Consider the following 13,865-nt stretch of genomic DNA (forward strand, 5'->3'; position numbering starts at 1 on the left):
GTAAATGTCAATGTTTGATTTGTTGTAGTTCAAATTAATATTAAATATTATAATTAGTATAAGGGATAGTTAGTTTCTGTTACTAACAGTCCATTTTGTTGATAAATTCAAAAATACTTGGGAATTCCCAGGAGGGCTTTATGAAAGATGCCAGCCACCATCTCAGACAAGTTCAAAAAAAAGTCTTACAAGAAAACAGGAGGCTTACCTTGCGTGAAGACTTAACCTCGGCTGCAGTACAAAATGAGATGGTAAAGGAAACATATCTGTCCTCGACAGAAGAGGATATCGATACCAAGTTTGACCGGGCACATCGCGCAGCGCGAGTGCTACCGCCCCATAGAGCAGGATTTATCCGCTAAACGGAAGGAGGACTGGTTGCTGTTTCCGATCGGCGTAACCCCAAAGACTTCTTCGACTAAAGAAGGAGTTAAAGTCATATTTGTCGGCCCTTGAGCAACACATTGCCCATTGTGCATGACAACGATTTGGCGGCAGTATTTATAAGCTGCCGCCAAATCATGATGCGTCACGATAACTGTTCTTTGTTGATCCCTTAGCTGCAGTAGCAAATCCCATATTTCCAATTGGTGCCGGATATCTAAAGAGGCCGTTGGCTCATCCAATAATACAATGGGAGCACAGCTTACCAGTGCCCTAGCGATATAAACCCGCTGCCTTTCCCCGCTGGAAAGCTCATTAATTAAGCTATCGGCGTGATGGATCATATCCACAGCTTCTAAAGCTTCCATAATATTGTCCCATTCATTGTGATAGTTGCGTGTATGAGAATATCTTCCCATTGCCACAACTTCCTTCACTTGAAAGTCAAATTGTAATGGAGGCTGCTGAGGAACAAAAGTGACGATCTTGCTAATCTCCTGTCGTGATTTAGCATGCAAGGACGTATCGTCCCAGATGATTTCTCCCGAAACGACAGGAATTAAACCGGCGATAGCGCGAAGAAGAGAGGTTTTTCCGGCTCCGTTAGGCCCCACTACGCCCCAAAGCGAACCATGAGACAAATCAAGGCTGACACCGCTAATGAGTGTTTTCTTGCCGGATACACAGCTAAGGTGGCGAATTTTCAGCATAATATAGCTATCCGAAGGAAGAGATAAGGGTTTTACGGCGCAATAAAAATAAAAAGAAGATTCCCCCGAAAATAGCAGAGAGATTTCCAATCGTTAGGAAATGCAGCTGGGTTTGTCTTAAGAGAAGGTCGAAAGCAACCAACGTTGCCGCACCGCCAAAAATACATAAAGGGATCAGGACGCGGTGGTTAGAGGAGAATAGACGCCGCAGTAAGTGGGGGAGGATAAGGCCAAAGAAAGGGACACTGCCTAAGGCTGCAGTGGCACCGCCGGAGAGCAAACTAACACTAAGGATCAACCGCCAGCGCACCTTGCGGACATCCACCCCTAGAGTACGCGCTTCCTCATCACCTAAGGATAAAATATTCATCTCGTTACGATAGAAAAAACAGACAGCTAATCCTATGAGTGTAAGCGGCAGCTGCATGTGGACATGCTCCCAACTACGGTCAAACGATGAGCCGGCTTCCCATTCAGTGACAACCTGGATAAGCTGCCAGTTATCCCTGAAAGCATACAAAACCGTCTGCTGGATAGCTAAAAGAAGCGTCGCGATGGCGATGCCTAGCAGGATTAGCTCAGAGAAAGGGCGTCTTTCCTGATGGCGGCTCATTAAGGATAAAATTCCCAAGACAAGCAAAGAACCCAAGATGGCAGCAAAAGGGACAGACCAGCTGTAAACTACATGCCACCCGGTAATAAAGACGAGCACGACCATTAAGCTGCTTCCTGCTGTCAAACCCAGAATGGTAGGAGCTGCCAGAGGATTCTGCAGCAGCGATTGCATAATAGCACCCGAAGCGGCAAGGGATGCCCCCGTACATAGCAGGACGATGAGGCGAGGAATCCTTTCATCCAAAAGAGCGTTCCAAGCGCCCGTCTCTCCGCTGATGCGTGCTAAAGCGCCACGCCAAACCTCGGCCCAAGCAATTTGTCCTGTAGCCAATAACGTCGCAGAAAAAGCGACGATTAGTAGGCCAAGGCAGATGTAAGCGTATTTAATTTTGGTGGACATGGTTTTGCTAATCTGATGAGTGCATGGTAAAGGTCAAAATAGGCTAACACAATATGTTGCGATACGCTTTGCTGTATTTCTGCATCGATGATTTGGATATTGGAATTGCGGCAAGCGTCTATCTCGGAGAAAAAAGGTTGATTGACAAGCGTATGCACATGCAAAGGTGCGCGCTTATCAGCAGCGATGATCAATTGGGAAGGATTATAAAAGACAATTTGTTCGTTAGATACCGGCTGCAGCCACATAATGGAATGGGGATGGTCGAAGAGATTTTCCTGCGGATAAGGGATGCCGGCCCTTTCGGCCAAGCGCGATGTCAGCGTTTTGTAAGTAGGGAAATACCACTGCCCATAATAATAGGTGACAAGCGGCTTGACAAAAGGTTGGAAGTCATTGCGCATCGCAGCGACCCTGTTGTCTATGCAAAGAAAAGCTGCATCGATGAAAGCGCATAGGATTTGTGCTTCTAATGACCGGTTGATCGCTTCCCCGATCCGTTCAATAGCTGAAGTAATCTCATCTTTAGTATTCAGATCTGAAAGAGTAAAAATATCCACCCCTTGACGGCGTAAAGCCTCAATAGAGGCGGGGTTGGAATAGCTGGCGACAAAAGCGATATCGGGATGGGCGGCGGATAGAACCTCTCCTAAAACCCTGTCGCAGTCGTAAGGAATCTCTTGCATAGACTGCAAGGGGAAAAATGACTGCCAATTTCTGATGGCTTTAGGGATAGCTACCACATTATCCGTTCCATTCAAAGCCAAGACGAATGAAGCCGATGCAATAGTGTGTGGAATAACTTTAGGGGTCTGTTTTTGACAGGGGAAAACAACGCTCGCATCGTCGATAACAGAAGATTTACGATAAAAAGAGCGGAGCGAAGCAATTTCGTCCCTATTATTTTGCTGCAGCCGATAGACAAGGTCCAAAGCGGTCAGCAAACGTTCAGTTGAAAGCCTTTCGATCCCTTCCAAACCGCGGAACTGCAGTAGCTGTGCATCCATGTCCCATTCGATCAGCAACCGTGAGATAAGATCAAAATCTCCGCTTAGTGCGCGCGAGATATCCTCTCGTACAAGGGGAGACAAAGCAGGCTGAGCTGTAGCAGTCAATGAGGCAGGATCGTAATGTGCAGAAGGAACAGTATGAAGACTCGCTTTAGGCATGAAGGCCCATGACCACCAGCCGGCGATAAATAAAAAGGCCAGTACATATCCAAAGCGCATAAGCATTTCCAAAAAGGCGCTTGCCGGTTAAAGCAAGCGCACAAGGATTATTCAAAACCGAATTTACTCTTCATCGTCTTCCGGCGCTTTGCCGATTAAGACTTCAGTCAGAAGAATAATGCCGGCAGAAGAGGCCGCATGGATAAGACTGCGTTTCACAACCTTAGCAGGGTCAATCACACCGGATTCAATAAGGTTTTCTACCTTTTCGGTCAGAACGTTAAAACCAAAGTTTGCAGGCTTAGATTCAAGTTCGTAAATAAGGACGGAGCCGTCATGGCCTGAGTTGGCAACAATTTGTTTAAAAGGAGCTTCACAAGCCTGATAAACAATTTTTGCACCTAAGAGCTCGTCGCCTTTTAAGTTGAGTTTTTCAATCTCTTTACGTGCTTGCAGCAGCGCTATACCGCCACCGGGAACAACGCCTTCCTGCAAAGCAGCGCGTGTGGAGTTCAAGCTATCCTCATACATGGACTTCTGCTGCTTCAACTCGCTCTCTGTCAATGCTCCGACGCGGATAACAGCTACACCGCCGCTTAGCTTGGCTTTGCGCTCTTCCAATTTCTTTTTGTCGTAGTCATTTGTAGTGTTCGTGATTTCATGTTCGATTTGCTTAATGCGTGCTGCAATCCTGTCATGCTGTCCGCTTCCATTCACAATCGTTGTATTTTCTTTCGTAATGCTTATACGTTCAGCTGAACCTAAGTGGTGTGTATCCGCTTCTTTCAGTGCGATACCTGCATCTTCGCTGATCACAATAGCACCGGTTAAGACTGCTAAGTCTTCCATCATCGCTTTTCTTCTGTCGCCAAAGCCGGGGGCTTTAATTGCAGCGACTTTTAAAGTACCGCGCAGTTTGTTGACGACTAAAGTGGACAGTGCATCGCCTTCGATGTCTTCAGCAATGATAAGCAAAGCACGCGCTGTGGAGGCAGACGCTTGTAGAATGGGAAGAATATCGTGTACGTTGCTGATTTTACGATCGACAAGGAGAATTTGAGGATTTTCAAGCTCTACTGTCATTTTGTCTGAATTTGTGCAGAAATAAGCGCTCAAATAGCCACGGTCAAATTCCATACCTTCAGTCTTCTCAATGATCGTCGTTGTCCCTTTAGCTTCTTCTATCGTGATGACGCCATTAGGTCCTGCTTTTGCCACTGCTTCAGCGATGATCTTACCAATTTCAGCATTGCCGGAAGCCGACACTGTTGCGATGTTTTGTATTTCTGTCGGGCTTTTGATAGCGATTGCGGTTTTTTCCAGTGTTTTAATGATCGCTTCTACGGCTTTGTCCATCCCTCTTTTAAGTTGGGTAGGATTGATGCCTGAAGAAATTTGCTTAATACCGTTAGAGACCATAGCTGCTAACAAGAGGGTAGCGCGCGTGGTTCCGTCGCCGCAGCTTTCTTTTGTTTTCTGGACAACTTCTTTAGCAATGCTTACGCCCATATTTTCATACTGGTTAAGCAAGCTGATCTCTTTTACGATAGTACTGCCATCGTTAGTGATGGAAGGCGCACCCCAGCTTTTTTCTAAACCGATATTGCGGCCTTTGGGACCTAGTGTGCATGCAACGACATCGGCTAGCTTAGTAATGCCTTTTAATAATAGTACTCTGGAGTCTTCTTCGAAAATAAGCTCTTTTGGACTGTCTGCTGACATGGTAATACTCCTTTAACGTTTTGAAAATAACTTTGACATTAGCCCTTTTTTAGAAGGCTGTGCGATAGGCTCAACTATTTGCTTAGGCTCGTCCAATTTTATCGGATGCATACGCAGTCCGATATCGAGAGCGTGGGTCGATGAGGTGATGGCCCCCAAGCAAATTCCATCAATACCTGCCTTGGCGTAAGCTAGGACAGCATCCGGTGTTAAATCGACAGAAGCGTCGAAGTAAACTTTCTTCCCTTTGCGATGTGCTTTTTGTACGCATTCCGTTGTTTCGGCCGGTGTCATGCCGAAGATGATGATCGCATCAACGGGTGCTTCCAAAGCTGCATCAAAAAGCTCGTGTCGGTGGACCTCTATCTCCAATGGAAGATGGGGATAGGATCGTTTTGCCGCTGCGACAATCTGTCGGATCGCCAGTTCCGGCGCCAAGCCGGTAAAAACTAAATGGTTGGACTTAATGATAAAGCGGTCGTCCAATCCAAAACGATGGTTGTGTCCGCCTCCCAGCCTCACGGCGTATTTTTCTGCGGCGCGCAGGCCCGGCAATGTCTTGCGTGTATCGAGGATGGCACATGCGTGACCCGATACGATCTTTACATATTCAGAGGTGGCAGTAGCAATGCCTGAAAGGTGCTGCAATATATTCAAAGCACTTCTTTCTCCTGTCAGGATTCCCCTGGCCGGTCCGGAGATCTCAGCTATTGCTGCCCCAGCCTTCTGGAAAGAACCTTCTTCAACCAGAAGCTTAATAGAGATTCTAGGGTCGATTTTGCGGAATAAAGGACCTAATAAAGCCAGTCCAGCAATGATCCCTTTTTGCTTGATATGGAACGTTCCTGACACCATAAGATCAGGCGGGATAGAGGTGTTGGTGGTGATATCCCCACCATCGCCTAGGTCCTCAGCGACCGCGATAGAAAGAAGCTGGTCGAAGTATAGATCCGACTGCATAATTATACCTTCTCATATTGAAGAGAGTGAATCTTATATGAAAAGGCGGAAAAAAGCAAGGGGTTTAGCAATCAGACATTCTGTTTGCTAAACCCCTACGCAGGAGTCAACTATTCACCCTAAGGTTTAGTAGTTGTAACCGGCAGATAAACCGACAGCAGTTTTAGCTTGCTTCAAGGATGTATTACCTCCGCCCAATTGCGCAGGAATAGTGTTGAATCCTTTAGTCACGCGGTTAAATCCATTGGCATAATAACCGCTGAGTTCCAGAGCGCAGGTAGGACGGTAAGAAAAACCCGCCATGATGAAGTTACCGCAAGGATCATCTGTTAAGAGGTTAACAGCAGTTTGCGAAGCAGGAATAGTGCTCTTGGCAAAACGCGCACCGGCACGTACGGTCCATTCGCAGCTTAAGTCATAGTCGATACCCATACGATAGATCCACTGAGATCTCCAGCCGAAGCCAAGACCATTTTTACCACCTAAGCGGTAATCAGCCTGACCTAGCAAAATGTTGCCGAATGCTGGTTGGAGGCGATTATGGATAGAGCGGCAATATCTCCAACCCACATACTGAACGTCGAAGTTGATGCTGGATTGTGGGATAAAACGGTATGAAATACCGGCAGACACTAGAGGTGGTATGTTCAACAAACCGTCTTGCGCTAAGAAGCCTTTATACTTGCCGAAATGGTTCATGCTTGTTCTAGGCTGGAATGTAGCGCCTACGCTTAAGCAAGGAAGAATATCCCACTTCCATCCTAAAGTGAAGCCTACGCCATTGGAATAAGCATATCCTTTGTTTGTAAGGAAGCCGGGGTGTGCAGTAAATGCAGGAGTGTCGAATCTTTGCAGGCCGTTAACCTTTAGTCGCTGTACCATATAGTTCAAAGATACGCCGAAGCTATGGTCGCAAATTTTAACAGCAACCGGAATGGAAATTGTTTGATGGATGTATTCCATACCTAAGTTGGAAGTTCCGAACAACGGGAAAGCCTGTCCATAAGTTGTTTTAGATGCGTTTCTGTTGTAAACGCACAAACCGACCGCGATATCCCAGTCATAAACACAGAAGTGCTTGTTGATACCAAAATCAGGAGCGTAGAAGTCGTGCGTTGTAAACGCATTAAATTTTCCGTTAACTAAAGGTGCTGCAGGGCTGCGGTTGCCGGATGCAATACCGTCGCCTTGGTCATGGCCCCAGACGATACCTGCATCGATACGGTCGCCCACATCGGTGATACCTGCAGGGTTATAGGCAGCAGCAAGAGCATCCTGTGGTTTTGCTACACCCACAGCCCCCATACCGGTAGCCTTAACGCTAGCAATTAAAGCTTCGGTATTTTGTGAGGGGATAAGTATGCATGTCAAGGCAGCTAAAGTTGTATATAAACAGCGTAATGATCCTTTTAACATTTTGTTCCTCGTATTGCGAAATGAGAGTTCCATTTACTCATATATGATTTGATACGAGAAATCAAGTAATTGTTTTAATTTAAAGAGTAATTAATAGCTGTTCAACATTCTAGTTCGAAAAAGCAAGATGCTTTAATGGTTTTATGATTCCGCCGACCATAATTACCGGGACGAGGGCAAATTTTTGTGCAAAAGCGCCCGCATTGCCATAGACAAACGCAGCATTCTTATACTAGGGAATGTTTCGCTTGTTAGTTCGGAAGTAGAGGCATTGACTTTCCTAAAGTAAGGATAGCGCCAAGATAGATATAACACGGAGAAAGCTGATGCGCTAAGGAGCCGATAGGATAGGATCCAAAGGCAGCTCCCAAACAGCCCATTGAGTTAATTAAGGCTGCGGCAAAAGAAATCCTGGCATCCATTTTCATAAGAAATTCGCGCTTTTCCATCCATGGACACTTACTAGAAAGCTCTCTATGCAATGCCCATTTACACGCTGCATGAGCACCTGTCAGAATAACAAACGTCGCACATCCTGCACCACCTGCCCCTAAAATAGAAATGGCCACTAAACCCGCGGTGATAGTTTGCGCATAATCGAGGGCGGAAGTGACATAGCTATGCCGAGAGAGATTTAATTTTGCAGCTAATTGAGCACCGGCCAGACCTAAAGCAGTGGGTGCTAAAGTCGATAAAGGATGAACTAAACTTGCAAATGACATAAAGGACCTTTATAAGGTGTAATAATGCAAGAATTATAATAATAATTATTGTTAAAGTCAATAAGTAGTGTGAATTGTAATTGGTGTTTTTATACAAGCGCCATATAAAAGACGCTTGTATAAATTGAATTATAGAATGTGTTATTGCTGCTATTGTTCGTCGTTGCTGAAACGGCATCCCTCTGCAATCAGACGGTCAATATAACCAAGGTCATAATTGCTATCGAGGAACGCTTGATCATCCAACATGAATAGATGAAAGGGTATCGTCGAATGCACGCCGCCAATATGGAACTCTCTTAATGCCCTGCGAGCCCTTTTTAGAGCTTCTTCGCGGGTGCTTCCTTTTACGATCAATTTTGCGATCATCGAGTCGTAATGGGGAGGGATTTTATAGCCGGAATAGCAGGCGCTATCCACCCGTACGTGTGGTCCGCCTGGAGGTAAATAGTATTCCAATTTTCCGGGAGAGGGGGAAAAATTATTGGCAGGATTTTCAGCGTTGATACGGAACTGGACAACGTGTCCGTTTAAATTTATATTTCGCTGAGTAAAACTGAGCCTTCCACCCATAGCAATATTAAGCTGTTCTGCAACAAGGTCAATACCGGTAAGTTCTTCTGTAACAGTATGTTCCACCTGGATGCGTGTGTTGACTTCCATAAAATAGAAATTCATCGATGCGTCTAATAGAAACTCTACGGTACCGACAGAATAGTATCCGGCGGCTTTGACGACATTGACGGCAGCTTTACCGATCTTCTCGCGCAGTTTCGCATCTAAAAGAGGGCTTGGCGCTTCTTCGATCAGTTTTTGCCTGCGGCGCTGTATAGTACAGTCCCTTTCTCCTAGATGGACATAATTTCCATATTTATCGCCGATGACCTGAACTTCAATATGGCGCGGCTGCATGATCATTTTTTCTAGATAGACATCAGGATTGCCAAAGCTTGCTTCGGCTTCTGTGCGTGCAGCTACAAAATATTTACAGAACTCTTCACGGTTATGGGCAACACGTATCCCTTTTCCGCCGCCGCCGGCTACCGCTTTAATAAAAATAGGGTAGCCAAGTGTACGGACAACTTCGAGGGCGTGGTCTAAATCCCGGACGACACCGTCGGAACCGGGAATAACGGGGCAGCCGGATCGTTTGGCCGTAGCTTTAGCTTCTGCTTTATCCCCTAAAAGACTAATGGATTCAGGGGAGGGACCGATGAAGGTCAGTCCGCAACTTTCGCAAATGGAAGCAAAGTTTGCGTTCTCGCTTAAAAAGCCATACCCTGGATGGACTGCATCCGCGCCTGTAATTTCGCAAGCGGATAAAATATTGGCAATTTTGAGGTAAGATTTGGAAGAGGGCGCTTCACCGATGCAGATCGCCTCATCGGCATGCAGGACATGTAAAGCTTCTGCATCTGCTGTCGAGTAAACCGCTACAGTCTGCAAGCCTAGGTCATGGCAAGCGCGGATGATACGTACCGCAATTTCTCCGCGGTTGGCAATAAGTACTTTTTGCATGAATTTAACCCCTAGCGGACACGGAATAGTTTAGTGCCAAACTCGACCGGATCGCCATTAGAGACGAGGATTTCCACTATCGAGCCAGACGCGCCGGCCTTGATTTCATTCATGACTTTCATCGCTTCGATGATGCAGACTACATCGTCTTTCGCTACTGTGTCGCCTACTTTGACGAAAGTGGGAGCTTCAGGAGAGGCTGAGCTGTAGAATGTTCCGACCATTGGGGAAGTGATAAAAGTGCTTCCATCACTAGGATGGGATTTTTCTTGATGATGGGTAGGGCTGGAGTGTTCATGAGGTATGGGGGAGGTGGAATGGGGGAGGGGTTTTCCGGGCCCGTCATGGGTGATGACATGTTTCTCCGCAGGTTCCATCGCACGGGGCATCTCACAGGGAGTTTCCGAGCGTTCCAGCTCAAGTTCAAAGTCGTCATGCTTTATTGTTAAACGCTTCATCCCTGTGCGGCCCATAGCGGCCATCAGTTCTTTGATATGTTGTTTGAGATCTTTAATTTCCACGGTATTTCCTAAACACGTTGAATGTATTCGTCAGTACGGGTATCCACTTTAACAATATCGCCCACTTCAATAAAGAGGGGGACTTCAACTGTTGCGCCGGTTTCTAGAACAGCGGTCTTAGTGGCATTCGTCATCATCTTTTTCTCGTTAACTTCATCAGCTTTTGCGACCATCAACTCCAAAAATTGGGGGAGTTCAACGTTATAAATGACATCGCCATAAAACTGTGCTTTGACATCAATACCCTCTTTCAAGTAATTCGTTTTACCACCGATCACAGCAGAAGGGATTAAGACTTGGTCTAAGCTATCAATGTCTAAGAAAAGAAAATCTTTTCCTTCCATGTACAAAAACTCTAAATTTCTTTCGCTTAGGTTAACTTCTTTGACTGTCTGGTTTGGCTTGAAATTACGTTCTACAAGTTCGTTGGTATGCAGATCACGTAACTTGGTTTTAATGAAGGGCGTCCCTTTAGGAACGTTAACCTTTACTGAAGACTCGATCCGGTAAAGTTTTCCATTAAGAGAGATTGTCATCCCTGCCGTTATCGCTGTGTTGCTGCTAGCAGCCATAAGTAACTCCAAAAATAGTTCTAAGGTTGGAACGCATGCGCACGGCGCAGGTCGTTAATTTTCTCGGCCATCCGATCGTCCTTGAACAAATATGTTCCGGCGATGAGATGGTTGGCCCCTGCGGCTATGCATTCCGCTGCAGTCTCTTGTGTAATGCCTCCATCCACTTGGATAGCCATAGGCGGATAGGAGGAGGAAGGCAGCGATTCGCCTTCTTTAACATAAGTCTTGCCATTTGCGCCGATGCCCAGTTTACGGCACATATTGCGCGTAAAGCTGATTTTACTGACGACATCGCTCATAAAGGACTGACCGCCAAAACCGGGGTGTACTGTCATCAAAAGAATAAGATCGCATTTATCGAGGTATTTAACAACCATTGATTCGGAAGTTTCGGGACAAAATGCCAATCCTGCTTCTACATTGCATTTGCGTATATAGGCTAAGGTGTCGGCAACATCCTCTGTCGCTTCAAAATGGATAGTGATACGGTCAGCTCCTGCTTCCACAAACCTTTCCACATATTCAAAAGGATTGTAAATCATTAAATGGACATCAAGAAAGATGTCGCTGGAACGGTTGATGGCAGAAACGATCTGCGGACCCATTGTCAAATTAGGGACAAAATGGCCGTCCATAATATCGACGTGTAAATAATCAGCTCCGGCATCAGCAGTACGCTTCACTTCAGCGGCTAAATGAGCAAAGTCGCAGGCTAAAATGGATGGCCCTACGTAAATATGGCCGGGTTCATGTTTCTCTGACATTGGACCTCTTATTAATTAATCCCTAAATTCATACACTTTGCTGGGTGTTAAAGTCAAGATAGCCTATCTTGAATTATGCGTGAAGGGTGTTTCAATTTTTATTGTGAATTTCCCTTGACGCGATATGGTAATTCTCTCTATAACAAATGGCATATTCGGTGGCATAGCCAAGTGGTAAGGCAGAAGCCTGCAAAGCTTCCACTCCCCAGTTCAAATCTGGGTGCCACCTTTTAACTTTTTTGATATCGTGTTATTTGTAATCTCCACGCCTATTGGCAATCTCCAAGATATATCAGCTCGTGCAATTAGTACACTAAATGCTTGCGAGTATGTTTTATGTGAAGATACGCGTCATTCACGCCCTCTTTTAGATAAATTTGACATTAAAAAACCACTTTACAGCTACCATCAACATAATGAAGCTTATAGGTCTGAAAAAGTCATTGCTGACCTAAAGGATGATCTTTCAATTGGGCTTATCAGTGATGCAGGAACACCGGGAATCTCAGACCCCGGCCATGTTCTTATTGAGCAGTGCTATGCAGAAAATATTAGAGTAGTCCCCATTCCAGGCGCTTGTGCAGTTATAACCGCTTTGTCGGCTTCCCCTTTGCCCACCGATCGTTTTCAATTCATTGGGTTTCTGCCAAAACAACCCGGAGCTCTCTCTGAAGCTCTTGAAGAGGCTATTGAGTATGACGGTAGTACTGTCTGTTATGAATCACCCCAGCGCTTGCTAAAAACTCTGCAAGCTTTGAACGACCTATCTCCTGACGTACCTGTCGCTGTTTGCCGCGAACTCACTAAGCTGCACGAGGAAATAATTTATAAGAAAGCAACTGATCAAGTGGAGCATTTTACCCGCCATCCTCCTAAAGGAGAGATTGTGCTTATCATTGGTCACTATAAGATAGAAAAAAAGTTTTCTTTTCCTCCTGAAAAACTTATTGCATGGCTTTTAGAAGAAGGGCTTTCCAAACGCGATGCACTACAGGCTGCAGCGAAAAGCTTAGGCGTTTCAAGAAATTTGCTTTATCGACTTCTGATGGATAAAGAATAAACTGTACATTTTAGGTAAATTAGTATGAAAGCCGCCGCTTCGCTTCTCTCCTCAATGAGGCTAGCCTCTGCTGTAAAATTGACCGGAGCTCATTTTCTTGCAATGGGAGGGATTGCAGTTCTCTGTAGTTTTTTTGAAACAACAAAATCCCAAGAACGAAAATTAGCAATTCTCTTACAAGCTTCAACTATTGCAGTTGCAGGCGTGGTGGCATTCTCTATTATTGGACCCACATCCGTAGGCTATGGTACTTTTTATGCTTTTGCTGGTAACAGTGTGGTGTCGCTCGGTCCCTTATTTACGAGTAATTCTTTTTTGTTTCGCAAATGGAGGGATCTGTCCCTTCAAATCACCAATCCTATCTATCATCTAAGTTTAATAGTAAATTTAGCTGGTGGAGTATATTCGTTGATCTCCCTTCCCTATAATTCCTACAATGTAGCGAGCACATTTTTCTCTGCAGTTCATTTGATGATAGCTTCCAGATAAGTAGATCAGTTAAATATATACAGTTTTAAACACCCAAACCTTTTACCTTTTGTTTAAAATAATTGTTAGTATTATGGTAATTGTAAACAAATTAGGGTTCTTCGTAGGGCGCTTCTAGCATAAAATATTAAAGGAGAAGTTAATATGAGTTTCTTACCTAGCCTAGGCTTGCACAGTTTAATGTGGCCGAGCGTAGTAAATAGCTGTGCTGTGATTGCAGCCAGCAACATGAATATAAAAAGTAGCCATACATTAAATGATCTAGGATATATAGTTAGTTACTATCCCACAACAATTATTGCTGCTTTGATTAGTCTTTCTGTACTAGGTACCGGAGGTGCAGGCTGTGCTGCTTTTGCAGCTTTTATTGGTGGTGGCACCCTGTCTTCTCTAGGATACTGTCTAGCAAACAGGATGAAAAACCCCCTTGTAAAAGATATCTCAGAAAAAACACTAGCATATCTTTTTGTAGCAGGGAATATTGTTGCTGCAGCAGGAGGAATACACCTTCTTATTTCCCTGCCATTTAGTTACTTAAATTTAGGTGCTTCAACTCTAGCAGGGCTTCTTAGCGTTGTTAGCTTTGCCGCAATTACTAAATAGAGTCCACGAAGCAGTGGTGACAAGTCCGACTTGTCACCACTGCCCCCTGAAAGGCCGCACTATCTTTGTTATCCCCGGAAACAACTTGGAAACTCATTACTAGCAGAAAAGTGTGAACTATGCCTTTAGGTCCTTAAAGTATATGCCGTCATTAATATTTTTTAAAATTATTTAATATTAATAAATTATACAATTGAGTAACTAGATAGACTGTTTTTTTTATAATTAAAAATATGT

The 13,865-nt window shown here is 44.9% G+C and carries 15 protein-coding genes and 1 tRNA gene; 5 read left to right on the forward strand and 11 right to left on the reverse strand.

The genetic code is table 11. The features are described from left to right. Nucleotides 1–140: 140 nt before the first annotated feature. Nucleotides 141–362, forward strand: coding sequence for a hypothetical protein (locus WC222_02205; GenBank protein ID MFA6915185.1), 222 nt, complete (start codon nt 141–143; stop codon nt 360–362). Here WC222_02205 and WC222_02210 read toward each other — a convergent pair. From WC222_02210 to rpe, 11 genes are all read right to left on the reverse strand, one after another. Beyond that, nucleotides 330–1,094 (reverse strand): ABC transporter ATP-binding protein, encoded by a 765-nt coding sequence (locus tag WC222_02210; GenBank protein MFA6915186.1) that lies wholly within the window; start codon nt 1,092–1,094, stop codon nt 330–332. The genes WC222_02205 and WC222_02210 overlap by 33 nt on opposite strands. A gap of 7 nt (nt 1,095–1,101) precedes the next feature. Continuing rightward, nucleotides 1,102–2,109, reverse strand: coding sequence for an iron ABC transporter permease (locus tag WC222_02215; GenBank protein MFA6915187.1), 1,008 nt, complete (start codon nt 2,107–2,109; stop codon nt 1,102–1,104). Continuing rightward, a complete protein-coding gene (locus WC222_02220) occupies nt 2,064–3,338 on the reverse strand; it encodes an ABC transporter substrate-binding protein (GenBank protein MFA6915188.1) in 1,275 nt (424 codons plus the stop codon). Before WC222_02220 ends, WC222_02215 begins: the two co-directional genes overlap by 46 nt. Before the next feature lie 63 nt (nt 3,339–3,401). Continuing rightward, nucleotides 3,402–5,000, reverse strand: a complete 1,599-nt coding sequence (gene groL, locus WC222_02225) for a chaperonin GroEL (protein ID MFA6915189.1) — start codon at nt 4,998–5,000, stop codon at nt 3,402–3,404. Between the two features lie 12 nt (nt 5,001–5,012). Beyond that, nucleotides 5,013–5,960 (reverse strand): carboxylating nicotinate-nucleotide diphosphorylase, encoded by a 948-nt coding sequence (nadC, locus tag WC222_02230; protein ID MFA6915190.1) that lies wholly within the window; start codon nt 5,958–5,960, stop codon nt 5,013–5,015. Nucleotides 5,961–6,086: 126 nt separating this feature from the next. Continuing rightward, on the reverse strand, nt 6,087–7,376 hold the full coding sequence (locus WC222_02235; GenBank protein ID MFA6915191.1) for an outer membrane protein transport protein: 1,290 nt from the start codon (nt 7,374–7,376) through the stop codon (nt 6,087–6,089). A 251-nt stretch (nt 7,377–7,627) separates the two neighbouring features. Then, the gene (locus WC222_02240; protein ID MFA6915192.1) at nt 7,628–8,098 is read right to left on the reverse strand and encodes a hypothetical protein; all 471 of its coding nucleotides are present in this window, start codon (nt 8,096–8,098) and stop codon (nt 7,628–7,630) included. A 150-nt stretch (nt 8,099–8,248) separates the two neighbouring features. Then, nucleotides 8,249–9,616 carry an acetyl-CoA carboxylase biotin carboxylase subunit gene (gene accC, locus WC222_02245; protein ID MFA6915193.1) on the reverse strand — a complete coding sequence of 456 codons (1,368 nt, stop codon included), beginning with the start codon at nt 9,614–9,616 and terminating at the stop codon, nt 8,249–8,251. An 11-nt stretch (nt 9,617–9,627) separates the two neighbouring features. Beyond that, entirely contained in the window at nt 9,628–10,137 is a 510-nt protein-coding gene (gene accB, locus WC222_02250; GenBank protein MFA6915194.1) for an acetyl-CoA carboxylase biotin carboxyl carrier protein, read from the reverse strand. Between the two features lie 8 nt (nt 10,138–10,145). Next, nucleotides 10,146–10,709: an elongation factor P gene (locus WC222_02255; protein ID MFA6915195.1), complete on the reverse strand. Its 564-nt coding sequence runs from the start codon at nt 10,707–10,709 to the stop codon at nt 10,146–10,148. A 20-nt stretch (nt 10,710–10,729) separates the two neighbouring features. Then, nucleotides 10,730–11,476 (reverse strand): ribulose-phosphate 3-epimerase, encoded by a 747-nt coding sequence (rpe, locus tag WC222_02260; protein ID MFA6915196.1) that lies wholly within the window; start codon nt 11,474–11,476, stop codon nt 10,730–10,732. Nucleotides 11,477–11,633: 157 nt separating this feature from the next. Here rpe and WC222_02265 point away from each other — a divergent pair. The 4 genes from WC222_02265 to WC222_02280 all read left to right on the forward strand — a co-directional run bounded on the left by WC222_02265 (nt 11,634) and on the right by WC222_02280 (nt 13,628). Then, nucleotides 11,634–11,705 (forward strand) — tRNA-Cys (locus WC222_02265). An 18-nt stretch (nt 11,706–11,723) separates the two neighbouring features. Next, nucleotides 11,724–12,536 (forward strand): 16S rRNA (cytidine(1402)-2'-O)-methyltransferase, encoded by an 813-nt coding sequence (rsmI, locus tag WC222_02270; GenBank protein MFA6915197.1) that lies wholly within the window; start codon nt 11,724–11,726, stop codon nt 12,534–12,536. 24 nt (nt 12,537–12,560) lie between these two features. Then, complete coding sequence (locus WC222_02275) at nt 12,561–13,025, forward strand: hypothetical protein (protein ID MFA6915198.1); 465 nt, start codon at nt 12,561–12,563, stop codon at nt 13,023–13,025. Nucleotides 13,026–13,169: 144 nt separating this feature from the next. Next, on the forward strand, nt 13,170–13,628 hold the full coding sequence (locus tag WC222_02280; GenBank protein ID MFA6915199.1) for a hypothetical protein: 459 nt from the start codon (nt 13,170–13,172) through the stop codon (nt 13,626–13,628). Nucleotides 13,629–13,865 lie beyond the last annotated feature (237 nt).

Source organism: Parachlamydiales bacterium, from assembly GCA_041671045.1.
GTDB lineage: Bacteria > Chlamydiota > Chlamydiia > Chlamydiales > JABDDJ01 > JABDDJ01.

Excerpts from the sequence above, each read along its gene's own strand:
- WC222_02205 (MFA6915185.1), top strand. The coding sequence starts at position 141 with ATGAAAGATGCCAGCCACCATCTCAGACAAGTTCAAAAAAAAGTCTTA.
- WC222_02210 (MFA6915186.1), bottom strand. The coding sequence starts at position 1,094 with ATGCTGAAAATTCGCCACCTTAGCTGTGTATCCGGCAAGAAAACACTC.
- WC222_02215 (MFA6915187.1), bottom strand. The coding sequence starts at position 2,109 with ATGTCCACCAAAATTAAATACGCTTACATCTGCCTTGGCCTACTAATC.
- WC222_02220 (MFA6915188.1), bottom strand. The coding sequence starts at position 3,338 with ATGCGCTTTGGATATGTACTGGCCTTTTTATTTATCGCCGGCTGGTGG.
- groL (MFA6915189.1), bottom strand. The coding sequence starts at position 5,000 with ATGTCAGCAGACAGTCCAAAAGAGCTTATTTTCGAAGAAGACTCCAGA.
- nadC (MFA6915190.1), bottom strand. The coding sequence starts at position 5,960 with ATGCAGTCGGATCTATACTTCGACCAGCTTCTTTCTATCGCGGTCGCT.
- WC222_02235 (MFA6915191.1), bottom strand. The coding sequence starts at position 7,376 with ATGTTAAAAGGATCATTACGCTGTTTATATACAACTTTAGCTGCCTTG.
- WC222_02240 (MFA6915192.1), bottom strand. The coding sequence starts at position 8,098 with ATGTCATTTGCAAGTTTAGTTCATCCTTTATCGACTTTAGCACCCACT.
- accC (MFA6915193.1), bottom strand. The coding sequence starts at position 9,616 with ATGCAAAAAGTACTTATTGCCAACCGCGGAGAAATTGCGGTACGTATC.
- WC222_02255 (MFA6915195.1), bottom strand. The coding sequence starts at position 10,709 with ATGGCTGCTAGCAGCAACACAGCGATAACGGCAGGGATGACAATCTCT.
- rpe (MFA6915196.1), bottom strand. The coding sequence starts at position 11,476 with ATGTCAGAGAAACATGAACCCGGCCATATTTACGTAGGGCCATCCATT.
- WC222_02275 (MFA6915198.1), top strand. The coding sequence starts at position 12,561 with ATGAAAGCCGCCGCTTCGCTTCTCTCCTCAATGAGGCTAGCCTCTGCT.
- WC222_02280 (MFA6915199.1), top strand. The coding sequence starts at position 13,170 with ATGAGTTTCTTACCTAGCCTAGGCTTGCACAGTTTAATGTGGCCGAGC.